21 protein-coding genes are annotated in these 24,899 nt (G+C 58.3%); 19 read left to right on the top strand and 2 right to left on the bottom strand.

The features are described from left to right. Positions 1-13 precede the first annotated feature (13 nt). Positions 14-556: a C40 family peptidase gene (locus RMS95_RS12745; protein WP_310646576.1), complete on the bottom strand. Its 543-nt coding sequence runs from the start codon at positions 554-556 to the stop codon at positions 14-16. Between the two features lie 146 nt (positions 557-702). Between RMS95_RS12745 and RMS95_RS12740 the strand changes: the two genes are divergently transcribed. The 8 genes from RMS95_RS12740 to RMS95_RS12705 all read left to right on the top strand — a co-directional run bounded on the left by RMS95_RS12740 (position 703) and on the right by RMS95_RS12705 (position 13,061). Beyond that, positions 703-1,305 carry an isochorismatase family protein gene (locus RMS95_RS12740; protein ID WP_100132168.1) on the top strand — a complete coding sequence of 201 codons (603 nt, stop codon included), beginning with the start codon at positions 703-705 and terminating at the stop codon, positions 1,303-1,305. Between the two features lie 98 nt (positions 1,306-1,403). Continuing rightward, a complete protein-coding gene (locus RMS95_RS12735; RefSeq protein ID WP_310646575.1) occupies positions 1,404-3,299 on the top strand; it encodes a propionate--CoA ligase in 1,896 nt (631 codons plus the stop codon). Positions 3,300-3,462: 163 nt separating this feature from the next. Continuing rightward, on the top strand, positions 3,463-6,327 hold the full coding sequence (locus RMS95_RS12730; RefSeq protein WP_310646574.1) for a 2-oxoglutarate dehydrogenase E1 component: 2,865 nt from the start codon (positions 3,463-3,465) through the stop codon (positions 6,325-6,327). Between the two features lie 39 nt (positions 6,328-6,366). Further along, the gene (gene odhB / locus RMS95_RS12725; protein WP_310646573.1) at positions 6,367-7,620 is read left to right on the top strand and encodes a 2-oxoglutarate dehydrogenase complex dihydrolipoyllysine-residue succinyltransferase; all 1,254 of its coding nucleotides are present in this window, start codon (positions 6,367-6,369) and stop codon (positions 7,618-7,620) included. Positions 7,621-7,731: 111 nt separating this feature from the next. Continuing rightward, positions 7,732-9,159 carry a dihydrolipoyl dehydrogenase gene (gene lpdA, locus RMS95_RS12720; RefSeq protein WP_310646572.1) on the top strand — a complete coding sequence of 476 codons (1,428 nt, stop codon included), beginning with the start codon at positions 7,732-7,734 and terminating at the stop codon, positions 9,157-9,159. Between the two features lie 82 nt (positions 9,160-9,241). Continuing rightward, a complete protein-coding gene (gene zapE, locus RMS95_RS12715) occupies positions 9,242-10,339 on the top strand; it encodes a cell division protein ZapE (RefSeq protein WP_310646571.1) in 1,098 nt (365 codons plus the stop codon). After that, positions 10,336-10,926: a hypothetical protein gene (locus RMS95_RS12710; protein ID WP_310646570.1), complete on the top strand. Its 591-nt coding sequence runs from the start codon at positions 10,336-10,338 to the stop codon at positions 10,924-10,926. Before zapE ends, RMS95_RS12710 begins: the two co-directional genes overlap by 4 nt. Then, entirely contained in the window at positions 10,923-13,061 is a 2,139-nt protein-coding gene (locus RMS95_RS12705; RefSeq protein ID WP_310646569.1) for an ATP-dependent DNA helicase, read from the top strand. The genes RMS95_RS12710 and RMS95_RS12705 overlap by 4 nt, the downstream gene beginning before the upstream one ends. Before the next feature lies 1 nt (position 13,062). On the opposite strand, the gene RMS95_RS12700 is transcribed toward RMS95_RS12705, so the two are convergent. Further along, positions 13,063-13,836 (bottom strand): outer membrane protein assembly factor BamD, encoded by a 774-nt coding sequence (locus RMS95_RS12700; RefSeq protein ID WP_310646568.1) that lies wholly within the window; start codon positions 13,834-13,836, stop codon positions 13,063-13,065. A gap of 110 nt (positions 13,837-13,946) precedes the next feature. Between RMS95_RS12700 and RMS95_RS12695 the strand changes: the two genes are divergently transcribed. The 11 genes from RMS95_RS12695 (at position 13,947) to bamB (ending at position 24,876) form a co-directional block, all read left to right on the top strand. Beyond that, on the top strand, positions 13,947-14,921 hold the full coding sequence (locus RMS95_RS12695) for an RluA family pseudouridine synthase (protein ID WP_405023391.1): 975 nt from the start codon (positions 13,947-13,949) through the stop codon (positions 14,919-14,921). Between the two features lie 207 nt (positions 14,922-15,128). After that, positions 15,129-15,851 (top strand): SMC-Scp complex subunit ScpB, encoded by a 723-nt coding sequence (scpB, locus tag RMS95_RS12690; RefSeq protein WP_310646567.1) that lies wholly within the window; start codon positions 15,129-15,131, stop codon positions 15,849-15,851. After that, positions 15,766-17,130: a pseudouridine synthase gene (locus RMS95_RS12685; RefSeq protein WP_405023393.1), complete on the top strand. Its 1,365-nt coding sequence runs from the start codon at positions 15,766-15,768 to the stop codon at positions 17,128-17,130. Before scpB ends, RMS95_RS12685 begins: the two co-directional genes overlap by 86 nt. A gap of 114 nt (positions 17,131-17,244) precedes the next feature. After that, positions 17,245-17,670 carry a nucleoside-diphosphate kinase gene (gene ndk, locus RMS95_RS12680; protein ID WP_310646565.1) on the top strand — a complete coding sequence of 142 codons (426 nt, stop codon included), beginning with the start codon at positions 17,245-17,247 and terminating at the stop codon, positions 17,668-17,670. A gap of 45 nt (positions 17,671-17,715) precedes the next feature. Further along, positions 17,716-18,846: a 23S rRNA (adenine(2503)-C(2))-methyltransferase RlmN gene (gene rlmN, locus RMS95_RS12675; RefSeq protein ID WP_310646564.1), complete on the top strand. Its 1,131-nt coding sequence runs from the start codon at positions 17,716-17,718 to the stop codon at positions 18,844-18,846. Beyond that, positions 18,843-19,688 (top strand): type IV pilus biogenesis/stability protein PilW, encoded by an 846-nt coding sequence (gene pilW / locus RMS95_RS12670; protein WP_310646563.1) that lies wholly within the window; start codon positions 18,843-18,845, stop codon positions 19,686-19,688. Before rlmN ends, pilW begins: the two co-directional genes overlap by 4 nt. Before the next feature lie 62 nt (positions 19,689-19,750). Then, a complete protein-coding gene (locus tag RMS95_RS12665; protein ID WP_310646562.1) occupies positions 19,751-20,392 on the top strand; it encodes a helix-turn-helix domain-containing protein in 642 nt (213 codons plus the stop codon). Beyond that, the gene (gene ispG / locus RMS95_RS12660) at positions 20,382-21,644 is read left to right on the top strand and encodes a flavodoxin-dependent (E)-4-hydroxy-3-methylbut-2-enyl-diphosphate synthase (protein ID WP_310646561.1); all 1,263 of its coding nucleotides are present in this window, start codon (positions 20,382-20,384) and stop codon (positions 21,642-21,644) included. The genes RMS95_RS12665 and ispG overlap by 11 nt, the downstream gene beginning before the upstream one ends. Positions 21,645-21,759: 115 nt before the next feature. After that, on the top strand, positions 21,760-23,034 hold the full coding sequence (gene hisS / locus RMS95_RS12655; RefSeq protein WP_310646604.1) for a histidine--tRNA ligase: 1,275 nt from the start codon (positions 21,760-21,762) through the stop codon (positions 23,032-23,034). A 46-nt stretch (positions 23,035-23,080) separates the two neighbouring features. Then, positions 23,081-23,752 carry a tetratricopeptide repeat protein gene (locus RMS95_RS12650; RefSeq protein ID WP_310646560.1) on the top strand — a complete coding sequence of 224 codons (672 nt, stop codon included), beginning with the start codon at positions 23,081-23,083 and terminating at the stop codon, positions 23,750-23,752. Next, positions 23,749-24,876: an outer membrane protein assembly factor BamB gene (gene bamB / locus RMS95_RS12645; RefSeq protein ID WP_310646559.1), complete on the top strand. Its 1,128-nt coding sequence runs from the start codon at positions 23,749-23,751 to the stop codon at positions 24,874-24,876. Before RMS95_RS12650 ends, bamB begins: the two co-directional genes overlap by 4 nt. Positions 24,877-24,899: the final 23 nt, after the last annotated feature.

Here is a 24,899-nt window from a genome sequence, read left to right as displayed (position 1 = left end):
CGAAGCGTTGTGCTCAGTTGTTGAGCGACTCGCCTTTGCTTTCCACGCGGCGTGCGCCGGTGAAGCGGCGCTCCCAATAGGCTTGGCGCATGTCGTCGACACGCACTTGCTGGCCAGGCTTGGGAGAGTGGATGAACTTGTTGTCGCCCACGTAAATGCCCACATGGCTGAAGGTTTGGCGCATGGTGTTGAAGAACACCAAGTCACCGGGTTTGAGGTCTTGCTTGTCAATTTTTTCGGTGGCAGCCGCTTGTTCGCTGGCGCGGCGGGGCAGCACTTTGCCCACCGATTGCTCGAACATGGAGCGTACAAAACCGCTGCAATCAAAACCGGTGTTGGCATTGGTGCCGCCACGGCGGTAGGGAACGCCCAAAAAACCCATCGCATCGAACACCAAGTTAGACGCGGTGTCGCCCACGGACTGACGCACTTGGTCGAGTTGCGCCGAGATGCCACGTTCGGCCAAGTAGCGCTCAATGTCATCGGCGGCATTGTTGGACGGCGCCGCATGGGCGCTGGCAACACAGCAAAGAATGACGAGGGCGCGTTTCAACATGGCCAGTATTCTAATCGATGGATGTTTTGGCTGATGAAGTTGCGCGGCTAAGTGGTTGATTTTGCAGCGCTTAGTACTCAAGTGAGGGCGCGTTTGAGAACATCGTCGATACTTCAGGCCTTCACTTATTTTTCGGATCTCTCTGCATGTTGCTCGACGACCAAGACTCCCAACTCGTGTTGGTGGATTACCAAGCCCGCCTGATGCCCGCTATTTTTGAAGGCGAATTGGTGCTGGCCAACGCCATGCGCTTGGCCCAAGCCGCCCATTGGATGGAGGTGCCGACGTTTGGGACCGAGCAAAATCCGGACAAATTGGGCACCAACCCCGCCGCGCTGCGCGAGTTTTGCCGTCGCACCTTGCCCAAAATGAGCTTCAGCGCTTGCGCCGATGGCTTGATCGAGTTGCTCAAGCCCGCTGCGCGTGCGCCGTCAGGCAACGCCCGCAGCTTGCCTAAGCATTTGCAAAAAGCGGTGCCCAAAGAGTCCAACCGCAGCAGCATCGTGATTGCGGGCGTGGAAGCCCACATTTGCTTGTTGCAAACCGCGTTGGATTTGCTGGAAGAAGAGTTTGACGTGTGGGTGGTGACCGACGCCTGCGGTTCACGCACCGAGCGCAACCGTGACGCCGCGTTTGACCGATTGGCTGGCGCCGGCGCTGAGTTGGTGACGACCGAGATGGTGCTTTTTGAGTGGCTGCGTTCGGCAGATGCCGACCCGTTCAAAGAAATACAAGACTTGATTAAATAATCAGAAAGCGCTGAAAAAGTCAGCTTGCTGCAAGTCCACCATTCTCATAATTATGAATTCAGTACATGAATACGAATTCACAATTAGGAGATGTTTGAATGGTTGCTTACGCAGATTTTCACCGTCGGTCCATCGAAGACCGTGACGCTTTTTGGTCTGAACAGGCCAAGTTGATCGACTGGCAAACCCAGCCCCAACAAATCTGCGATTACAGCAACCCACCTTTTGCCAAATGGTTCGTGGGCGGCACCACCAACTTGTGCCACAACGCGGTGGACCGTCATTTGGCAGATCGCGCCGATCAAGCCGCTTTGATTTTTGTATCGACCGAGACCGACCAAGAGCACACCTACACCTACCGCGATCTGCACGCCGAAGTGCAACGCATGGCAGCGATTTTGAAAGCGCAGGGCGTCACCAAAGGCGACCGCGTGCTGATTTACATGCCCATGATTGCCGAGGCCGCGTTCGCCATGTTGGCGTGCGCCCGCATTGGTGCGATTCACTCGGTGGTGTTCGGTGGCTTCGCTTCGCACTCTTTGGCGACGCGCATTGAAGACGCAACACCCAAGGTCATCATCAGCGCTGACGCGGGTTCGCGCGGTGGCAAAGTCATCCCTTACAAGCATTTGTTGGACGAAGCCATCAGCTTGTCCAGCCACAAGCCTGCTGCTGTGTTGATGGTCGACCGCAAATTGGCCCCGTTCCCCCCTGTGGCTGGCCGTGATTTGGATTACGCCACCGAGCGTGCCAAGCACATGGATGCCCAAGTGCCTTGCGAGTGGGTCGAGTCCACCCACCCCAGCTACACCTTGTACACCTCGGGCACCACGGGCAAGCCCAAAGGTGTGCAGCGCGACACCGGCGGCTACACCGTGGCGTTGGCCGCGAGCATTCCGCATATTTATCAAGGCAAGCCAGGCGGCACCTTCTTCTGTACCAGCGATATCGGTTGGGTGGTGGGCCACAGCTACATCATCTACGGCCCACTGATTGGCGGCATGGCCACCATCATGTACGAAGGCCTGCCCATTCGCCCAGATGGCGGCATCTGGTGGAGCTTGGTGGAGAAGTACAAGGTCAACGTCATGTTCAGCGCGCCCACGGCCATCCGTGTGCTCAAAAAGCAAGACCCTGCGTTGCTGAGTAAGTACGACTTGTCCAGCCTGCAAGCCTTGTTCTTGGCGGGCGAGCCTTTGGATGAGCCGACGGCCAAGTGGATTTCCGAAGGTTTGAACGGCAAGCCCATCATCGACAACTATTGGCAGACCGAAACGGGCTGGCCGATTTTGACGATTTGCAACGGCGTGGAAAAGGCCGAGAGCAAGTTCGGCTCGCCCGGCAAGGCGGTCTACGGCTACAACGTCAAGTTGGTCGACGACCAAACTGGTGAAGAGTTGACAGGCGCTAACCAAAAAGGCGTGTTGACGATCGAAGGCCCATTGCCTCCTGGCAACTTGCAAACCATTTGGGGCGATGACAAGCGCTTTGTCAGCACCTACTGGAACACCGTGCCGAACAAGCTCGTGTACAGCACCTTCGACTGGGCTGTGCGTGACGAAGACGGCTATTTCTTCATCTTGGGTCGTACCGATGATGTAATCAACGTCGCGGGCCACCGCTTGGGCACCCGCGAGATCGAAGAGAGCATTTCCAGCCATCCCAACATCGCCGAAGTGGCTGTGGTGGGCGTGGCCGATCAGCTCAAAGGACAGGTGGCGATGGCGTTTGCGATCGTCAAAGACACTTCTGGTTTGACCGACGATGCGGCTCGTTTGAAGCTCGAAGGTGAAGTCATGAAGGTGGTGGATGCGCAGTTGGGGGCCTTGGCTCGTCCTGCGCGCGTGTTGTTTGTCACGGCTTTGCCTAAGACACGCAGCGGCAAATTGCTGCGTCGTGCCATTCAGGCTGTCTGTGAGAAACGTGATCCGGGCGACTTGACCACCATCGACGACCCCACGGCCTTGAAACAAATCCAAGACCAAATCTCCTAATAACTATAAAAACGCAGCGATGCTGCGGATCGCATGGCACAATCTTGGGTGTTACTAGGCCTCCTTCCAGCCACAGTCGCATCCGCCAATCGGTCCAGCCGTGTCGCGGAAGGTTTCTTTCAACCAACTAATGTTCCCTCAAGGGGAGCGAAGGTCAAGCGCAATGAGTGAGACAAACGTCTACCAAGCCTATTCAGGCAATACCTATCTGTTCGGTGGCAATGCTCCGTACGTCGAAGAGATGTATGAGAACTACCTCGCCAATCCCGGCAGCGTCCCAGACACCTGGCGTGAATATTTCGACGCACTGCAGCACGTGCCTGCCGTCGACGGTTCTAACGCCAAAGACGTGCCCCATTTGCCCGTCATCAACGCCTTTGCAGAGCGCGCCAAAGCTGGCGGCACCAAAGTCGTCATGGCCAGCGAAAACGTCGAAATGGGTCGCAAGCGCACGGCGGTGCAACAGCTCATTGCGGCTTACCGCAACGTCGGTCAACGTTGGGCCGATTTGGACCCCTTGAAGCGCACTGAGCGCCCAGCCATTCCTGACCTCGACCCCGCTTTCTACGGCTTCACCGATGCCGACCAAGAAACCGTGTTCGACACCAGCAACACCTTTTTCGGCAAGAGCAATATGTCCTTGCGCGAGTTGCTCAACGCTTTGCGTGAAACCTACTGCGGCACCTTGGGCGCCGAGTTCATGTACACGTCCGAAATGGGCGAAAAGCGCTGGTGGCAAGAGAAGTTGGAAAGCATCCGCAGCAAAGCCAACTTCAACTCTGACAAAAAGAAAGCCATTCTCGAGCGTCTGACCGCTGCAGAAGGCTTGGAGCGTTACCTCCACACCAAATACGTGGGCCAAAAGCGCTTCTCGCTCGAAGGTGGCGAAAGCTTCATCGCTGCGATGGACGAACTGATCCAACAAGCCGGCCTCAAAGGCGTGCAAGAAGTGGTGATCGGTATGGCTCACCGTGGTCGTCTGAACGTGTTGGTGAACACCATGCGCAAGTTGCCCGCCGACTTGTTCGCTGAGTTCGACCACACCGCACCCGAAGAGTTGCCCGCGGGTGACGTGAAGTACCACCAAGGTTTCAGCTCTGACGTGTCAACCGTGGGCGGCCCTGTCCACTTGTCGTTGGCGTTCAACCCCTCGCATTTGGAAATCGTCAACCCTGTGGTGGAAGGTTCTGTGCGCGCCCGTATGGACCGCCGCGCTGACCCCACAGGCAGCCAAGTGTTGCCCGTGTTGGTGCACGGTGACTCCGCGTTTGGCGGTCAAGGCGTGAACCAAGAAACTTTGGCGCTGGCCCAAACCCGTGGTTACACCACTGGTGGCACGGTGCACATCATCGTGAACAACCAAATCGGTTTCACGACGTCTGACCCACGCGACATGCGCTCTAGCGTGTTCTGTACCGACATCGTCAAGATGGTCGAAGCCCCTGTGTTGCACGTCAACGGTGACGATCCTGAAGCCGTGGTGTTGGCAACGCAGTTGGCCCTCGAATACCGCATGGCCTTCCGCAAAGACGTGGTGCTCGACATCGTGTGTTTCCGCAAACTTGGCCACAACGAGCAAGACACCCCAGCGCTGACTCAGCCGCTGATGTACAAAAAAATCGCCGCTCACCCTGGCACCCGCAAGCTGTTCGCCGACAAGTTGGCCACACAAGGCTTGGGCGAGACATTGGGCGACGACATGGTCAAGGCTTACCGCGCCGCATTGGACGCTGGCAAGCACACCGATGATCCTGTGTTGACCAACTTCAAGACCAAGTTCACTGTGGACTGGTCGCCTTTCATGGGCAAGAAGTGGACCGATGCTGGCGACACCGCCATCCCGATGTCCGAGTGGAAGCGCTTGGCTGAGAAGATCACCACCATCCCCGCATCCGTCACGCCTCACCAGTTGGTGAAAAAGGTGTACGACGACCGTGCCGCGATGGGCCGTGGCGACACGCCGGTGGATTGGGGCATGGGCGAGCACATGGCGTTCGCCTCGTTGGTGGCCAGCGGCTACCCCGTGCGTTTGTCAGGTGAAGATTGCGGCCGTGGCACGTTCACACACCGCCACGCCGTGATTCACGACCAAAAGCGTGAAAAGTGGGACACCGGCACGTACGTTGCCCTGCAAAACGTCACCGAGAACCAAGCTCCGTTCGTTGTGATCGATTCGATCTTGTCGGAAGAAGCGGTGTTGGGCTTCGAATACGGCTACGCCTCGAACGACCCCAACACGATGGTCATTTGGGAAGCCCAGTTCGGCGACTTCGCCAACGGCGCTCAGGTGGTGATTGACCAGTTCATCGCCTCTGGCGAAGTGAAGTGGGGCCGTGTGAACGGTTTGACATTGATGCTGCCACACGGCTACGAAGGCCAAGGCCCAGAGCACAGCTCTGCACGCCTCGAGCGCTTCATGCAATTGGCTGCGGACACCAACATGCAGATCGTGCAGCCCACCACGGCCAGCCAGATCTTCCACGTGTTGCGTCGCCAAATGGTGCGCGACTTGCGCAAGCCTTTGATCATCTTCACACCCAAGTCGTTGCTGCGTAACAAAGACGCGACATCGCCTGTGTCTGAGTTCACCAAAGGTTCGTTCCAAACCGTGATTCCTGAGAACAAAGCGCTCAAGGCCGACAAGGTCAAACGCGTGTTGGTGTGCTCGGGCAAGGTCTATTACGACTTGGTCAAGAAGCGTGAAGAGTTGGGTGCGGACGACGTGGCGATTTTGCGCGCCGAACAGCTGTATCCCTTCCCACACAAAGCGTTTGCCGCTGAACTCAAGAAGTACCCCAACGCCACCGAGTTGGTGTGGACGCAAGACGAGCCACAAAACCAAGGCGCATGGTTCTTCGTGCAGCACTACATCCACGAAAACATGTCGTCGGGTCAAAAGCTCGGTTACTCAGGTCGTGCAGCTTCGGCATCTCCTGCCGTGGGTTACTCACACTTGCACCAAGAGCAGCAAAAAGCGCTGGTGGAAGGTGCGTTTGCCAAGCTCAAGGGCTTCGTGCTCACCAAATAAATCGTTCACATCGAATACCGAAATACAGAAAGAATAGATATGGCAATCATCGAAGTCAAAGTTCCTCAGCTGTCTGAGTCCGTGGCCGAAGCCACCATGCTGCAATGGAAAAAGAAAGTGGGCGAGTCCGTCGCCGCTGACGAAATCTTGATCGACATCGAAACCGACAAAGTCGTGCTCGAAGTGCCCGCACCTGCTGCTGGCGTGTTGTGTGAAATCGTTGTCGCTGACGGCGGCACTGTGGCTGCTGAACAGCTCATCGCGCGCATCGACACCGACGGCAAAGTGGGCGCCGCTGCCCCAGCCGCCGCTGCCGCACCTGCAGCCGCCCCCGCTGCTGCACCCGTGGCTGCTGCTGCCGCAGCGTCGAACAGCAAAGCTGGCGTGGCTATGCCTGCTGCTGCCAAGCTGATGGCTGACAACAACTTGGCCGCTGGCTCCGTGTCGGGCACAGGCAAAGACGGTCGCATCACCAAAGGTGATGTGTTGTCTGCGGTGGCCGGTGGCGTGCAGTCGACGGCTGCTGTCATTCCAACAGGCGTGCCGACCAAGGCTTTGCCGCAAGTGGCCGCACCTGCGGTGGCTTTGGGCGAGCGTCCAGAGCAACGCGTGCCCATGACACGTCTGCGTGCTCGCGTGGCTGAGCGTTTGTTGCAATCGCAATCGACCAACGCCATTCTGACCACCTTCAACGAAATCAACATGGCACCCGTCATGGACATGCGCAAGCGCATGCAAGAGCGCTTCGAGAAGGAACACGGCGTGAAGCTTGGCTTCATGAGCTTCTTCGTCAAGGCCGCTGTGCACGCCTTGAAGAAATTCCCCGTCTTGAACGCATCGGTCGACGGCAACGACATCGTCTACCACGGCTACTTCGATATTGGTATCGCGGTGGGTTCGCCACGCGGTTTGGTGGTGCCTATTTTGCGCAACGCTGACCAAATGAGCTTTGCCGACATCGAGAAGAAAATTGCTGAATTCGGCGCGAAAGCCCGTGACGGTAAGCTGGGTCTCGAAGAGATGACCGGCGGTACGTTCTCGATCTCCAACGGCGGCACCTTCGGCTCCATGATGTCGACGCCGATCATCAACCCACCACAGTCTGCGATTCTTGGCGTGCACGCCACCAAAGACCGCGCCATGGTGGAAAACGGTCAAGTCGTGGTTCGTCCGATGAACTACTTCGCGATGTCGTATGACCACCGCATCATTGACGGCCGCGAAGCTGTCTTGGGTCTGGTGGCGATGAAAGAAGCGCTGGAAGATCCAGCTCGCTTGCTGTTTGATATCTGATCACCCCCGTTTACGGCGCACTGCGTGTCGCCGAATCCCCCCTCAAGGGGGCCAACCCAGCGGCCTGGCAAAGCCAGTTCCGCGGGTTGCCAAATAAATTAAAGGATTCACATGTCTAAACAATTCGACGTCGTCGTCATTGGCGGTGGCCCCGGTGGCTACATCGCAGCCATTCGTGCTGCACAACTCGGTTTCCAAGTCGCTTGTATCGACGAGTGGAAAAACGCAGCCGGTGGCCCAGCGCCCGGCGGCACTTGCACCAATGTGGGTTGCATCCCGTCTAAGGCTTTGCTGCAGTCCAGCGAGCACTTTGACCATGCCAACCACCACTTTGCTGAACACGGCATCACCGCCACAGGCGTGAAGATGGACGTGGCCAAGATGATTGCCCGAAAGGACACCGTTGTGAAACAAAACAACGATGGCATCTTGTACTTGTTGAAGAAAAACAAGGTCACTTTCTTCCACGGCCGCGGTTCGTTCGTTAAAACCACCGAAGCCGGTCACGAAATCAACGTGGCAGGCAAGGCGGAAGAAGTCATCACTGGCAAGAACATCATCATTGCGACCGGTTCTAACGCGCGTGCGTTGCCTGGTACGCCGTTTGACGAAGTCAACGTCTTGTCCAACGACGGCGCGCTGCGTTTGGGTGGCGTGCCCAAGAAGCTTGCCTTGATTGGTTCCGGCGTGATTGGCTTGGAAATGGGGTCGGTCTGGCGTCGTCTGGGCTCTGAAGTCACCATCCTCGAAGGCCTGCCCACATTCTTGGGCGCTGTCGATGAGCAAATCGCCAAGGAAGCCAAGAAAGCTTTCGACAAGCAAGGTTTGAAGATCGAACTCGGCGTCAAAGTCGGCGAGATCGTCAATGGCAAAAAAGGCGTGACGGTCAACTACACCAACGCCAAGGGCGAAGCTGTGGTGCTCGACGCCGACAAGCTGATCATCTCGATCGGTCGCGTGCCCAACACCATTGGCTTGAACACCGAAGCCGTGGGCTTGCAGCTCGACGAGCGCGGTGCCATCGTGGTGGACGGTGACTGCAAAACCAACGTGCCTGGCGTGTGGGCGGTGGGTGACGTGGTGCGTGGCCCCATGCTCGCACACAAGGCCGAAGAAGAAGGCGTTGCCGTGGCCGAGCGTATTGCGGGTCAACACGGTCATGTGAACTTCAACACCATTCCTTGGGTCATCTACACCAGCCCCGAAATCGCTTGGGTGGGCCGCACGGAACAGCAGCTCAAAGCCGACGGCGTGGCGTACAAAGCTGGCACATTCCCGTTCCTCGCGAACGGCCGTGCACGCGCTTTGGGTGACACCACCGGCATGGTGACGTTCTTGGCCGATGCCACGACCGACGAAATCTTGGGCGTGCACATCGTGGGCCCCATGGCTTCTGAGTTGATCTCTGAAGCCGTGGTGGCGATGGAATTCAAGGCTTCGGCCGAAGACATCGCACGTATCTGCCACGCACACCCCAGCTTGAGCGAGGCGACGAAAGAAGCGGCTTTGGCCGTGGATAAGCGCACGTTGAACTTCTAAACCAAGTTCACCCTCTATCGTGTGGAAGAAGCCCGCTGGCGACAGCGGGCTTTTTTGTCAGCAAGGCACAATACACCCCGCTATGTCCGTCCATCAAAACTACCTCAAAGAACTCGAAATTCGTGGCTTCCAAAGCGATCCCGCCCAGCTGCGTGCCATTGATGCGCTAGAGCGCTGCGCCAACGAGTGGGCCGCGTACAAAGAGAAGCGTTCAAGCCCGTTGAAAAAACTGGTCAACCGTCCGCCCATTCCACGTGGCGTGTACATGTTTGGTGGGGTGGGGCGCGGCAAGAGCTTTTTGATGGATTGCTTTTACGACGCGGTGCCAATCAAGCGCAAAACGCGGTTGCATTTTCATGAGTTCATGCGCGAGGTGCACCGCGAGTTGCGCGAGTTGCAAGGCACGGTGAACCCGTTGGATGTGTTGGGCAAACGCATGTCCAAGCGCTACAAGCTGATTTGCTTTGATGAGTTTCATGTGGCCGACATCACCGACGCCATGATCTTGCACCGTTTGCTCGACGCTTTGTTTCAAAACGGCGTGGGCTTTGTGACGACCTCTAACTTCAAGCCTGATGACTTGTACCCGGGCGGTATGCACCGTGACCGCATCATGCCGGCCATCGAGTTGCTCAACCGTTCGTTGGATGTGATCAACGTGGACAACGGGACCGATTACCGCCGTCGCACCTTGGAACAGGTGGAGTTGTATCTGCGACCTTTGGGCGAAAAGGCCGATGCGGCCATGACTGACGCGTTCAAACGCTTGGCCGAATGTCCGGACGAAGACCCCGTGTTGCACATCGAAGCCCGCGAAATCAAAGCACGCCGTCGTGCAGGCGGCTTGGTGTGGTTCGATTTCAAAGAGTTGTGTGGTGGCCCTCGCTCGCAAAACGATTACTTGGAGATCGCCAGCCAATTTCACACCGTGTTGCTCAGCGACGTACCGCACATGCCGGTGAACAAGGCCGCAGAAGCGCGCCGCTTCACCTGGTTGATTGACGTGCTGTACGACCGTCGCGTGAAGCTGATGATGTCGGCGGCTGTCGCGCCTGAGGCGCTGTACACCGAAGGCCCCATGGCGCACGAATTTCCGCGCACGGTGTCTCGTTTGAACGAGATGCAGTCGGCCGAGTTTTTGGCCTTGGAGCGACGCATGGTGGACACCTCGCTCACATGAAACGATGGGTTCTCACGTCATGGGTGCTGGTGTTGGGCTGCATGGTCAGTGCAGGCGCTCAAGAAGCCTTGCAAGCGGCGGCAGACCCAGCCAGTGCCTCGGTGGCTTCGGTGGCCGAACGCGCAGCGCAGAGTCAACAGTTGATCGCACGTCGTCAGCAGTTGGAGGCCGCCTACAACCAAGAGATGGCGGTTTGTTATCAGAAATTTGATGTCACCAGCTGTCGTTTGCAAGCCCGTGAACGGCGCTTGCAAGCGCATGCGTTGTTGCGAAAAGACGAGATCGCGTTCAATGCCCTAGAGCGACGCCTCAAAGCTGAGGAGGCGGAGCGTCGCGCCGCAGAGAACAGCGCGTTGGCCCTCGAGAGGGCCCAAACACGGCCCTCGGATGCCGCCCAAAACGCCAAAGCGTTGGCGGATCGTGCCGCGCAAAAGCAGGCGGACCACGCCGAGCGAGGTCAGCAGCGCGAAGCCTACGAACAAAAGCAGCGCGAGGCTGCACAGCGCCGTGCTGATCAAGAGAGAAAACTGCGTCAGCGCGACAAACCGCCTGCTGCTTCCTTGCCTGCGCGCGGAGCCAGCCAATGAGCCATCCCTTGCGCGACATGGTGCAAGAAGCCTTTGCGCCGTTGGGCGTGTTGGCGCGCAGCACCGACCATTTTCAGCCTCGTCAAGGTCAAACAGACATGGCTTTGGCCGTGGCCGATGTGGTGGCCTTGGGGGGCAGTTTGGTGGTCGAAGCGGGCACGGGTGTGGGCAAGACTTTCGCGTACTTGGTGCCAGCTTTGCTGAGTGGTGAACGTGTGTTGCTGTCCACCGCGACCAAAGCGCTGCAAGACCAGTTGTACGCCCGTGACTTGCCACGCTTGGTCAAAGCCTTGAACTTGCCCGTGCGTTTGGCGTTGCTCAAAGGTCGCTCCAGTTATTTATGCACCCACCGCATGGCGCTCGCGCGCGAAGACCACAGCGCCACCGACCGTCACACGGCGCATTTGCTGTCGCGCGTCGAAACGTGGTCGATGGCGACCCGCAGTGGTGATTTGGCCGAGTTGCCCGGTTTGGATGAACGCTCGCCACTGATTCCACTCATCACCTCCAACCGTGAAAACTGTTTGGGCTCGCAGTGCCCGAAGTTCAAGACCTGTTTCGTCAATGCCGCACGTCGCGAGGCGTTGGGGGCTGACGTGGTGGTCATCAACCACCACCTGTTCTTTGCCGATATGGCGGTCCGTGAGTCGGGCATGGCCGAGTTGTTGCCCAGCGTGCGCGTGGTGATTTTTGATGAAGCCCATCAGCTCAACGAAACCGGCGTTAACTTCTTAGGCAACCAAATTGGCACAGCCCAATTGTTGGACATCACGCGCGATGTGTTGGCGACAGGTTTGCAGTTGGCACGCGGCTTGGCCGACTGGCAGGGCACGGCATCGGCGCTGGAGCGATCAGCGCGTGAATTGCGTTTGGTGGTCGGCAAGCGCCAGGGGGCATCCAAGTTACGTTGGGTGGGCGAGTCGCCCGAAGACATTCACCCCGGCGCTTGGCAACAGTCCTTGCACGACGTGGGCGCGGCTTGTTTGCAAGCATTGCGTGCCTTGGAAACTGTGAGCGAAATCGCACCCGACTTCATGCGCTTGTTTGAGCGTGTGGCCGAAATTGCCAAACGTGTGCAGGCATTTTTAGAACCGTGCGCGCACGACGCTGTGCGTTGGGTGGACGTCAGTGCATCGCAAATTCGTCTCATGGAGGCACCGCTCGACATTGCGACCACGGTGCGCGATCGTCTGCTGACGCAAGGCGTTGGCGTCAAAGACATTGGCCAAGAGGATGAAGCACCTTGGCAAGACGAGCCTGAAGCTTTTGCAGAGCCTGAGAGGCTTTTTGCCGAACATGACGGGGCTCGCGATGACGATGCAGACGCTTATCCCGTTCGCCAACGCCCAGCCGAAGACACGCGACCCCGCAGCTGGATTTTCACGTCTGCCACCTTGGGCGATGACCCGCGTTTGCGCTGGTTCACCGAGCCTTGCGGCCTAGAGTCGGCGCAGGTGTTGCGCGTGAGTAGCCCGTTTGATTACCCCGCGCAGGCCGCGTTGTATGTGCCGCGTCAGTTGGTCAAGCCCAACGATCCGGCGCACAGTGCGCAAGTGGCTCAGCTGGCCAGCGATGCGGCACGTCGTTTGGGGGGCCGTACCTTGGTGCTCACCACCACGCTGCGTGCCTTGCGCGCCATTGGCGATGTGATGAAGCAGCAACTCGACGGCTCAGGCATCGAGGTGCTGGTGCAAGGCGAATGGCCCAAGCGCCATTTGATGGAGCGATTCCGCGACGGAGCCCAAGCGGGCGAGGGCGGTTGCGTGTTGGTGGCATCTGCCACGTTTTGGGAAGGTTTTGATGTGCCCGGGGATGCCTTGCAACTCGTCATCATCGACAAGTTGCCGTTCCCACCGCCCAACGACCCGTTGGTGGAGGCGCGTGGCAAACGCTTAGAGGCGCAGGGGCGCAGCCCGTTCAATGATTATTTTGTGCCCGAGGCTGTGGTGGCCTTGAAGCAGGGCGCAGGTCGGTTGATTCGTCGCGAAACCGACCAAGGCGTGCTGGTGTTGTGTGACAACCGGTTGGTGACAACCGGCTACGGTCGACGCTTGATTGCCGCTTTGCCACCCATGCGTCAACTCGGCAGTGACGCGGACTTGGCTCAAGCGCTGGATGCGCTCAAGCCCGTGTGAGTTACCAGAGTTTCCACCACGGCTTTTTAGCCGCCACACGTTCGGGGTACAAAAACACACTGTCTGGATACGTGGCTTCGAGCACGCGACGTGTGTCGTCGCGCAGCTGAACCAAACCGAGCTTGTCGTACGACTGGTACAAGATGAACAGCGCTTCTTCTACCGCAGGTACATCGCGAAATTCTTGAACAGCGGCTTGCGCACGGTTGATGGCTGCCACGTAGCCACCGCGTTGAAAGTAATAGCGCGCCACATAAACCTCTGAGCGAGCCAGCGAGTTTTTGATGTACGCCATGCGCAGGCGCGCGTCTTCGGCATATTTCGATTGCGGGAATCGGGTGGTCAATTCACGAAATGCTTCAAACGATTCTTTGGCTTGCTTGGGGTCACGCTCCGCCAAGTCTTGCTGGGCGAGGGTGGAGAACAACCCTAAGTTGTCATTGAAGTTCACCACGCCTTTGAGGTACAGCGCATAGTCCAGCGCAGGGCTAGCGGGGTGTAACTTGATGAAGCGATCCAGCGTGGCCACGGCCTGAATGGGTTCGTTGGTTTTGTACTGTGCCCATGCTTTGTCGAGTTGGGCTTGCTGGGCCAGAGGCGTTCCCGCTGCACGGCCTTCGAGCTTTTCGTAATAACCAATGGCCTTGTCGTAGCCGCCAGCAGCGAGCTCATCTTTGGCTTCTTGGTACAGCTTGTCCACGCTCCACGTGGAGGTCTGGTCGTAGTTTTGGGCACAACCCGATAAAAGAATGGCCGCAGACATTCCGAGAGCCATCCACACAGCCGATAATTGAAGGCGTAACACCACAGGCCACTTTCTTGAAGCAAAGACAAACCATTCTATCGGCACAGCCGACCGCCACACCCTCAAGCCTTGAGGATGTTTTGCCAGACGAACACGTTGATCTGGTGGACGGTCCCGAGATCGAGTGGCGCGAGCTCGACATTCCCACCACCCTGCACGGTGAGCGTTTAGACCGTGCCTTGGCTTTGTTGCTGCCCGAGTTCTCGCGCAGCTATTCGCAGCAGTTGTTGGCCGAAGGTTGTGTGACCTGCGTGATGCCGACGCCACGTGAGGTGACCAAAGCTTCCAGCAAAGTGCGCATGGGCGAGCGCTACCACGTCGCCTTGCGTCCCACGCCTCAAAGTCAGGCCTTCAAACCCGAAGATATTGCTTTGGACGTGGTGTACGAAGACGACGATTTGCGCATCTTGAACAAGCCTGCGGGTTTGGTGGTGCATCCCGCACCTGGCAACTGGAGTGGCACCTTGCTCAACGGCTTGTTGGCCTTGGATCCACAGGCGGTGATGTTGCCGCGTGCCGGCATCGTGCACCGTTTGGACAAGGACACCAGCGGTTTGATGGTGGTGGCGCGCACCCGTCGCTGCATGGACGCTTTGGTCGAGCAAATTGCAGCCCGTGACGTGCACCGCGAGTACTTGGCCGTGGCCTACCGCAAGTGGAATGGCAACCCCAACCGCGATGTGGTGGCGGGCATTGGCCGCGACTACCGCAACCGCCTGCGCATGGCCGTGGTTGATTTGGAGCGTCTGCCCGGCAAAGAAGCCCACACCACTTTTGATTGTTTGGCCAGCCAAGAAGAGGCGTGTTTGGTGCAATGCACCTTGCACACCGGTCGCACGCATCAAATTCGTGTGCACATGGCCCACATTGGTCATCCGTTGGTGGGCGACTCTTTGTATGCCGGTCCCATGACCTTGGGCATTGATCGTCAAGCGTTGCATGCGTTTCGATTGAGCTTCGAGCATCCCATCACCGGCAAGGCACTTTCATTTGAGGCGCCATTGCCTGCAGATATGGTGGCCTTGTTGGATGCACTGGCACTCAAAAAGCCTTGAAATCGTGGGCCTTGGCGTCTTGAACAGGTGCTCAGGCCACTTGCCGTTACAATTCAGCACCCGCTTGTGAAAGCGGTGAGCCCCTTGGCTCTGACTTCGCGAACGCTACAACAACAATTGGCCCTGTCCACTTGAGCTTTGCCTTACTGGCCCCGAGACATGTTTCGGGGCACTTTCCTCGACCCCCTGACCTCGGGAACTCTCACGATGAACACCGTGGATGCCAAGCGTGTCCTTGAGACCGCTTTGATTTGCTCGCATCAGCCGATTCAAGTGCGCGATTTGCGCGTGCTGTTCGCAGACGATTTGGGCACTGACACGATCAAAATGCTGCTGGAAGAGCTGCAACTCGACTGGGCGCAACGTGGCGTCGAGTTGGTGCAGGTCGCTTCGGGCTGGCGTTTTCAAAGTCGCCCTCAAATGCGACAGTATTTGGACCGTTTGAATCCCGAAAAGCCGCCTAAATACAGCCGTGCTGCCTTGGAAACCTTGGCCATCATTGCCTACCGTCAGCCCGTGACCCGCGCCGATATGGAAGATGTGCGCGGCGTGACCATCAACTCTTTGGTGATCAAGCAGTTGGAAGATCGCGGCTGGGTCGAAGTCATTGGGCACCGCGAAACGGTGGGGCGTCCTGCCTTGTTCGCCACCACCCGCCAGTTTTTGGACGATTTGGGCTTGGCCTCCTTGGACCAACTGCCCATTTACGACTCCGCCCAAGCCCAAGCCAACGCCTTTGCCCGTTTGGGCGAGGACGATCCCAGCCTGCAAATGAACATGGTGCTGGATGCGCCTGTTGACACCGCGCCTCCCAGTGCCGAACCCGAAGCGGGTGGCTTGTTGGCTGCCGACTTGGGCGAGCCCGAAGTCTTTCACCTTTCTTTCCCTAGCGAACCCGCCACACCTGGCGATGAACCCCATGAACACTGAAAACCACAACCACGGGGGCACGCCAGAACACGCTGCCGCTTTTGACGCCGATGACGCCGCGTTCGACTTTGACGACGTGGTCTCCGGCGAATTTGACGCCGAGCTGATCCGTGCCGATGCCGCACCTGAAAAGCGCGTGCTCTTGCCCCAGCCCGAATCGCCCAAGCTGCACAAAGTCTTAGCCCAATCGGGCTTGGGCTCGCGCATTGAGATGGAGCGTTTGATCGCCGACGGCCATGTGGCCGTGAACAACGAGGTGGCTCACACGGGTCAACGCGTGCAGTTTGGTGACCAAATCAAGGTCAACGGGCGTCAGCTCAAAGTGCGCATTGCGCCGCCGCCGCCCCGTGTGATCGCGTACCACAAGCCTGCCGGCGAAGTGGTGACCATGGACGATCCTCAAAACCGCCCCACGGTGTTTCGCCGTCTGCCTCGCCTGTACCAAGGCAAGTGGCAGTCGGTCGGTCGTTTGGACTTGAACACCGAAGGTTTGTTGCTGTTCACCAGCTCGGGCGAATTGGCCAACCAGTTGATGCACCCCCGCTTTGGCTTGCAGCGCGAATACGCCGTGCGTTCGTTGGGCAAGCTCAGCAAAGATCAAAAAGAACAACTCGTCACCGGCATTCAGCTGGACGACGGCCCGGCGCAATTCGGCTCGATCGAAGAGGGCGGTGGTGAAGGGTCTAACTGCTGGTACCGCGTCACCATTTCTGAAGGCCGCAACCGCGAAGTGCGTCGCATGTTCGAAGCTGTGGGTCACGCTGTGAGCCGTTTGATTCGTATCCGCTACGGCGCCATGGTGTTGCCACGCGGTTTGAAGCGCGGCGCCTTTGTGGAGCTGGGCGAGCGTGACATCCGCGCTTTGATGGAAGCGGCAGGCGCAGAAGCGCCAATGGCCAGCGGTCCCTCACAAAACAACCGCACCGAGCGCGCGAACAGCCGCCGCCGTGGCAACAGCGTGGGCCCACGCCCCTCGATGCCACGCGCACCGGATGAGCGTCCGCGCGGTCCTGAGCGTTTGGTGATGAGCGATCGCAAACGCGGTGGCCGAGGCAAACCTGAGCCCGTGGCCGTGCAGCAGCCCGATCCAATGCAAACCTCGGTGGGCTACATCGGTGCCGACAGCTACGCGATGGAGCGTCAACGTAAAAAAGACGGCCACAAGGCTTTCAAAGCGGGCTTGGTGGGCGGTCGCAAGCCTTCTTCCGCACCTGCAGGTCCTCCCAAACGCGGCGGCATCCCCGGCGGCAGTTTTGGCCGAGGCCGCAACGGCCGTTGATCCAGGCTAAAAGCATCACAAATGCTCAGGGGGAAACCCTTTGAGCGGTTAAAATAATGGGCTTCGCTTTTGTCGAACTCAGTTTTTAAAACGTCAAACAAGGAAAATTCCAACATGGCTATCGAACGTACCCTCTCCATCATCAAGCCCGACGCAGTTGCTAAGAACGTCATCGGTCAAATCTACGCCCGTTTCGAAGCTGCTGGCTTGAAGGTCATCGCCGCTCGCATGGCTCACCTGTCACGCGGCGAAGCTGAAGCGTTTTACGCTGTGCACGCTGCACGTCCTTTCTTCAAAGACTTGGTCGACTTCATGGTCTCTGGCCCTGTCATGATCCAAGTGTTGCAAGGCGAAGGCGCAATCTTGAAAAACCGTGACTTGATGGGCGCAACCAACCCTAAAGACGCTGCACCTGGCACCATCCGCGCTGACTTCGCTGACAGCATCGATGCCAACGCTGTGCACGGTTCCGACGCCGCTGAGACTGCCGCTGTTGAAATCGGCTTCTTCTTCGCTGGCATGAACGTTTACGGTAAGTAAAGAAAGTTTGCTGTGGTTGGTAACAACGACGGCAGCGTAAAAAAAATGACGGCCAACCTGCTTGATTTTGATCTCGACGGTTTGGCCGTTTTTTGTGAACAGCTGGGCGAAAAGCGCTTTCGCGCCACACAGTTGTTTCGCTGGATTCATCAAAAGGGCGCGCAAGATTTTGATCAGATGAGTGATCTGGCCAAGTCGCTGCGAGAAAAGCTCAAAACCTGTGCTCAGGTTTTACCCCTGACCCCCATTTCCAGACACGATTCCGCCGATGGCACTATCAAATGGTTGTTCGACGTGGGCGACGGCAACGCCGTTGAAACCGTGTTTATTCCTGAAGACGACCGAGGCACCTTGTGCATCTCGTCGCAAGCGGGTTGCGCCGTGGGTTGCCGCTTTTGCTCGACAGGGCATCAAGGCTTCAGCCGCAATCTCACCACAGGCGAAATCTTGTCGCAGCTGTGGTTTGCTGAGCACACGCTTCGCAAACAGTTCAACACCACCGACCGCGTCATCTCCAATGTGGTGATGATGGGCATGGGTGAACCGCTGCAAAACTACAGCGCCTTGGTGCCTGCCTTGCGCGCCATGTTGGACGACCATGGTTACGGCCTGTCGCGCCGTCGTGTGACGGTGTCCACCTCGGGCGTGGTGCCCATGATGGACCGCTTGGGCGAAGATTGCCCCGTCGCCTTGGCCGTGTCACTGCATGCGCCCACCGACGGCTTGCGCGACAACTTGGTACCACTCAACCGCAAATACCCTTTGCACGAGTTGATGGACGCATGCCGTCGCTACTTGGCACATGCGCCACGCGACTTCATCACCTTTGAATACTGCATGCTGGATGGCGTGAATGACCAGCCCGAACATGCACAAGCCTTGATTGATTTGGTCCGTCCCCAGCGTGGGTTGGCGCAAGGCGTGTCGTGCAAGTTCAACTTGATTCCGTTCAACCCATTTCCAGCCTCTGGGCTCACGCGCTCCAGCGCCGCGACCGTCAAAGCCTTTGCCGAACAACTCAGTGCGGCTGGCATCATCACCACGGTGCGTAAAACCCGTGGTGACGACATCGATGCCGCTTGTGGTCAGCTGGCAGGTGACGTCAAAGACCGCACCGATGCGGCTTCGCGCATGGCCAAGCAGCGTGTGATTGCGCTCAAACAGGTGCCCTCATGAACGGGCGCTTGGGCGCGCTGCAGCTCATCAAAACGGGGGGGCTTTTGGCCTTGGTTGGGTGTCTGTTGGGTCTACAAGCGTGTCACTCACCTAGGCAAGACGCCCAAGCGCGTTTGGATGCCCTGACCACGCCCGAGCCCGATGCGCTACGCCAACGCGCCATGCGTCGCTTGGCCTTGGCCTCGGCTTACTTTGAACAAAACCAATCGGATGCGGCGATGCAAGAAGCGCGAGCTGCCTTGCAGATTGACCCGACCTACCCGCAGGCGTTCAGCTTGATTGGCCTCATTCATCAGCGGGCGAATGCCTCGGTGTTGGCGCAACAAAGTTTTGAGCACGCCTTGCAACTGGCGTCTCAACCGCCCTCAACGTCCGCTGATTTGGCCGATGTACAGCACAACTACGGTTGGTTTTTGTGCCAGCAAGACCGTTTCGACATGGCGCAAACGCAGCTGATGCAAGCTATCGCGCAACCCAACTACCGCCAAGCTGGCAAAAGCTGGATGGCGCTGGGCGTATGCCAGCTTCGTGCGGGCCAAAAAATGCAGGCGCGAGGCAGTTTTGAGGCTGCGCTGGCTCTTGAACCCACCAATCCCGTGGTTCGTTATCAATTGGCCGTGTTGGATTGGCAAAATAACGATGCGTCACGCGCTCAAGCCATGCTGGGTGCCCTCAACAGTTCGACGCAAGCCAGCGCTGAAAGCCTTTGGCTGGGCATTCAGTTGGCTCGCGCCTTGGCGCAGCCCCAAGAGCAGCGCCGCCTTACACAACAATTGAACCAGTCCTTTCCCAACTCGACCCAAGCGCTTGCGCTGGCTCAGGGTAAATTTCAAGACCAATGACCCAAGATATTTCGACCTCTTCTGAATCTCAAACATCTGATGTTCAGGTGGATTCACATGCCGTGGCGATACAAACCGCCGGTGCGTTGCTGCGCCATTACCGCGAAACGCAAGATGTGCAAATTGACATCTTGGCCAGTTCGTTGAAGGTGCCTGTCAGCAAGCTGGAGTCGCTTGAAAATGACCGTTTGGATGAGTTGCCCGACGCGATGTTTGCGCGTGCGTTGGCGTTGGCGGTGTGTCGCATTCTCAAGGTGGACGCTGCGCCTGTGTTGGCCTTGCTGCCAGGACAAGACGTCTCGCGCTTGGCGCCTAAAGACGAGCGTGGGATTGATTTTCCATTGCAGCGTCCCTCGTTTTTGCCGCAATCGAAGTTGTTGACGACGGCGGGTTTGTTCACGCCCATGCGTGGCGGCGCCGTTTTGGCGCTGTTGGTGGCCTTGGTGCTGGCATTTTGGCCAGATGTTCAAGCGTTGTTTGGCCGCAACGACGCAACGCCTGCGGAGGCGGTGGTCGCCCCTGTGACGGAGTCTGTGCAGCCTGTGGTGCCGGCCGTTCCTGCCGCGTCTGCTGTGACAACGGATGTCACGCCTGCGCATGTGGTGGTCACTTCCGTTCAATCGATGGTGGCGCCAGTTTCTGCCGTGACACCTGCCGCAGCACAAGTTCCCGCCAGCGCAACAGGAGGCGTGAATGGCCGCTGAATCAGCAGCACCCTGCGGTATTGCCATGTCGCAGCCCAAGGCGCGACACAGTCTGCAAGCCCGCGTGGCGTGGGGTGACCATGTGGTCACGGTGGGCGGTGATGCGCCTGTGCGCGTGCAGTCCATGACCAACACCGACACGGTCGACGCGATTGGCACAGCCATTCAAATCAAAGAATTGGCTTTGGCCGGTTCAGAGCTGGTGCGCATCACGGTCAATACGCCTGAGGCTGCCGCAGCTGTGCCACATGTGCGTGAGCAACTCGATCGCATGGGCATCAACGTGCCGTTGATTGGCGACTTCCATTACAACGGCCACCGTTTGTTGACTGAGTTTCCTGACTGTGCGCAAGCGTTGTCGAAGTACCGCATCAACCCCGGCAATGTGGGCAAAGGCGACAAACACGACAAGCAATTCGGCCAAATGATTGAAGCGGCGATGCGCTACAACAAAGCCGTGCGCATTGGCGTGAATTGGGGCAGTTTGGACCAAGAGTTGCTCGCCAAGTTGATGGACGAAAACGCATTGCGTGCCAAGCCCTTCGAAGCCAAGCAAGTGATGTACGAAGCGCTGATCACCTCGGCCATTGACTCGGCCAAATTGGCGCAGAGCATGGGCATGTCGGCGAACCAAATTTTGCTCAGCTGCAAAGTCAGTGGCGTGCAAGACCTGATTGCGGTGTATCGCGAGTTGGCGCAGCGCTGCAACTATCCGCTGCACTTAGGGCTCACCGAAGCAGGCATGGGGACGAAGGGCACGGTGGCTTCCGCCACGGCCTTGTCCATCTTGCTGCAAGAGGGCATTGGCGACACCATCCGTGTCTCGCTCACGCCTCAGCCCGGCGAAGCCCGCACGCAAGAGGTGGTGATTGCCTCTGAAATTTTGCAAGCCTTGGGCCTGCGCACCTTTGTGCCCAGCGTGACCGCGTGCCCCGGCTGCGGTCGCACCACCAGCACCACTTTCCAAGAAATGGCCAAGTCGATTGACGACTTCTTGCGCGCCCAAATGCCCGTGTGGCGCACCCAGTACCCAGGGGTTGAAAACCTCAAGGTGGCGGTGATGGGCTGCATCGTCAACGGGCCGGGTGAGAGCAAGCATGCCGACATTGGCATCAGCTTGCCTGGCAGTGGCGAAGCGCCTGCGGCGCCCGTGTTCATCGATGGCGAAAAAACCATGACCTTGCGCGGTGACAACATCGCCCAAGAGTTCCACCAAATTGTCGAAACCTACATTGAAAAACGCTTTGGCTAAGCCCTCAGCGTGATGAAGACCTCTGGACCTCAACGTGACTTCTGAACTCACCCTCAACGGCGCAGCCAAGCCCGTGAAAACTGCCAAAGCCCAAGCCCTGACAGCCGTCAAAGGCATGAACGACTTGTTGCCCCCAGCCTCGGCCCAATGGGAGTGGCTCGAAGACAAAGTGCGCGGCTTGATGGCCCGTCACGCGTACCGCAACTTGCGCACGCCCATCGTCGAACCCACCGCTTTGTTTGTGCGTGGCTTGGGCGAAGTGACCGACATTGTGGAAAAGGAGATGTACTCCTTTGAAGACCGGTTGAACGGCGAGCAACTCACGCTGCGTCCCGAGGCCACTGCTGGTGTCGTGCGTGCGATGGTTGAGCACAACATGCTGTACGACGGCGGCAAGCGCTTGTATTACATGGGCCCGATGTTTCGCCACGAGCGGCCACAACGCGGCCGCTATCGCCAGTTTCATCAAATCGGTGCGGAGGCTTTGGGCTTTCCGGGGGCTGAGGTGGATGCCGAACTCATTTTGTTGGCGGCGACGCTGTGGCAAGAGTTGGGTTTGCAAGACGTGCGTTTGGAACTCAACAGTTTGGGTCAGCCCAACGAGCGCGCCGCGCACCGCGCCGCCTTGATCACGCATTTGGAACAGCACCTTGATGTGCTGGACGAAGAAGCCAAGCGCCGCTTGCACAGCAACCCGCTGCGCATCTTGGACACCAAAAACCCAGCAATTCAAGCTGTGGTCGAAGCCGCGCCGAAACTGATGGACTTTTTGGGGGAGGCCTCGTTGGCCCACTTCAACGCAGTGCGCGCCATTTTGGATGCCAGCGGTGTGAGCTATCGCATCAACCCACGCTTGGTGCGTGGCATGGATTACTACAACCTCACGGTGTTTGAGTTCGTGACCGACCGTTTGGGCTCGCAAGGCACCATCTGCGGCGGTGGCCGTTACGACTACCTGATCGAGCAAGTGGGCGGCAAGCCTGCACCGGCCGTGGGCTGGGCTTTGGGGGTGGAGCGTGTGCTGGAGTTGCTCAAAGAGCAGGGCACATTGCCCGAGGCCGTGGGGCCTGACGTGTACGCCATCGTGCCTGACGCCTCCGCGTTGCCCGTGGTGTTCAAAACCATCCAAACCCTGCGCGCGCAAGGCATGTCGGTGCAAATGCATGCAGGGGCAGGCGAGGGCATGGGCAGCATGAAATCGCAGTTCAAAAAGGCCGATGGCAGTGGCGCTCGTTTCGCCCTGATTTTTGGGGGCGATGAGTTGGCCCGTGGCGAAGTCACCCTCAAGTCTTTGCGTGACGGTGTGGGGGCCCAGCAAGCGGTGCCACTCGTCGATGTCGCCGCGTGTGTGGCGCAAAGCCTTGCCCAGCCTCAAAGCGTGGCAGCCTGAGCGGCCGTCCTACAATCCGCGTAACTTTTTGTAAGCATTGATCACTATGGCCTCGCACCTCGACCTCGAAGAACAAGAACAACTCGATGAACTCAAGCACTTCTGGAAGCGCTGGGGCGACCTCATCACATGGGTGCTGATTGCCGTGCTGGGCAGCTACGCCGCTTGGATGGGCTGGCAGTCCTATTCGGTCAAGCAAGCGGCGCAATCTGCCGCCTTGTACGACACCGTCGAGCGCGCAGCCATGAGCGCCGACATGCCTTTGTTGGACCGCTCATTGGCCGACATCAAAGACAAATTTGCCAGCACGACTTATGCGCAACAAGCGGCATTGTTAGCGGCACGCGTGTACCAAGACAAAGACCGCGCCAAAGATGCCAAAGCCCAATTGACATGGGTGAGCGACAAAGCCGGCGACGAAGGCTACCAAGCCTTGGCGCGTTTGCGTTTGGCAGCCTTGCTGATTGAAGAAAAAGCATTCGACGATGCGCGCAAGCAACTCACCGCCAAAGTGCCTGCAGCGTTTGCGCCTTTGATGGCCGACCGTTTGGGTGACCTCGACATGCTCGAAGGCAAGCCCCAAGAAGCCGTGAAGCATTACCAAGACGCTTGGAAAGGCTTGGAGCCCAACGCTGAATACCGCCGTTTGGTGGCCGTCAAACTCGCAGCTTTGGGGGCCGACCCCGAAGAAAAAGCTGCTGTGGAGTCTAAGAAGTGAAATTCAACGCCGCGCTTGTGATGTCACGTCTGGCTTATGCCGCTGTGTGTTTGGCACTGGCGGCATGTTCGTCGTCGCGACCAAAACCGGCAGATATTCCGGTCGTGTCGGTGCTGCAAGATGTGCGCACCAGCTGGTCGACCGCATTGGGCGAAGTCAATTTTCCCTTGGTGGTGACGGCGCGTGAAGGCCGTGTGGCGTTGGCCAACAGCGAAGGCGTCGTGGCGATGCTGGATGCCGCCACGGGCAAAGACGTGTGGCGTTTGAATTTGAAGCAGCCCATTGCCGCGGGTGTGGGCAGTGATGGTCAACAAGCCGCCATCATCACCCGTGACAACCAGTTGGTGGTCATGCGTGATGGCCAAGTGCAATGGCGTCAGACCTTGCCTGCGCAGTCGTTTACCGCGCCTTTGGTGGCAGGGGCGCGCGTGTTCGTGCTCACAGCTGATCGCTCAGTGCTCGCTTTCGATGGCAGCTCAGGGGCCAAGTTGTGGACCCAGCAACGCACCGGCGAGCCTTTGGTGCTCAAGCAAGCCGGCGTGTTGATGGCCTTCAAAGACACCTTGATCACTGGTTTTGCCGGTCGCTTGGTGGGCCTGAACCCCAACACCGGCGTGATTCGCTGGGAATCGGCCATTGCTTCGCCGCGTGGTACCAATGACGTCGAGCGTTTGGTGGACTTGCTGAGCCCGACCGACCGTTTGGGCGACAGCGTTTGTGTGCGTGCCTTTCAGTCACAAATCGGTTGCGTCAATGCCCAAAGCGGGCAGGGCGTGTGGACCCGTGCCGCAGCAGGCGCCCGAGGCGTGAGCGGCAACGAGAACGTGCTCATTGCTGGACTCGCGAACGGCGTGGTTCAGGCCTGGAACCGCAACAACGGCGAGCGCGTTTGGGAAACCGAACGTCTGAAATATCGTGTGCTCAGTGCGCCTTTGGTCACGCCTCGTGGCGTGTTGGCGGCAGACGACGGCGGTTGGCTGTATGTCTTGTCATTGGCCGATGGTGCCTTGCTCAACCGCGTCAAGCTGGAAGGCAGCGAACTCGCTGCTGCGCCTGTTTTGGCGGGTGAGCGTTATGTGTTGGTCACACGCGAAGGTCGCGTGACAGGCCTGCAACTCCCGTAATTGGGAATGTTTAAGGAATAAGT

The sequence above is a fragment of the Limnohabitans sp. genome, assembly GCF_031539175.1.
In the GTDB taxonomy this organism is placed as follows: Bacteria; Pseudomonadota; Gammaproteobacteria; order Burkholderiales; family Burkholderiaceae_C; genus Limnohabitans.
The sequence above is the reverse complement of the archived record's forward strand: the minus strand, read 5'-3'. Positions and strand labels throughout refer to the sequence as shown.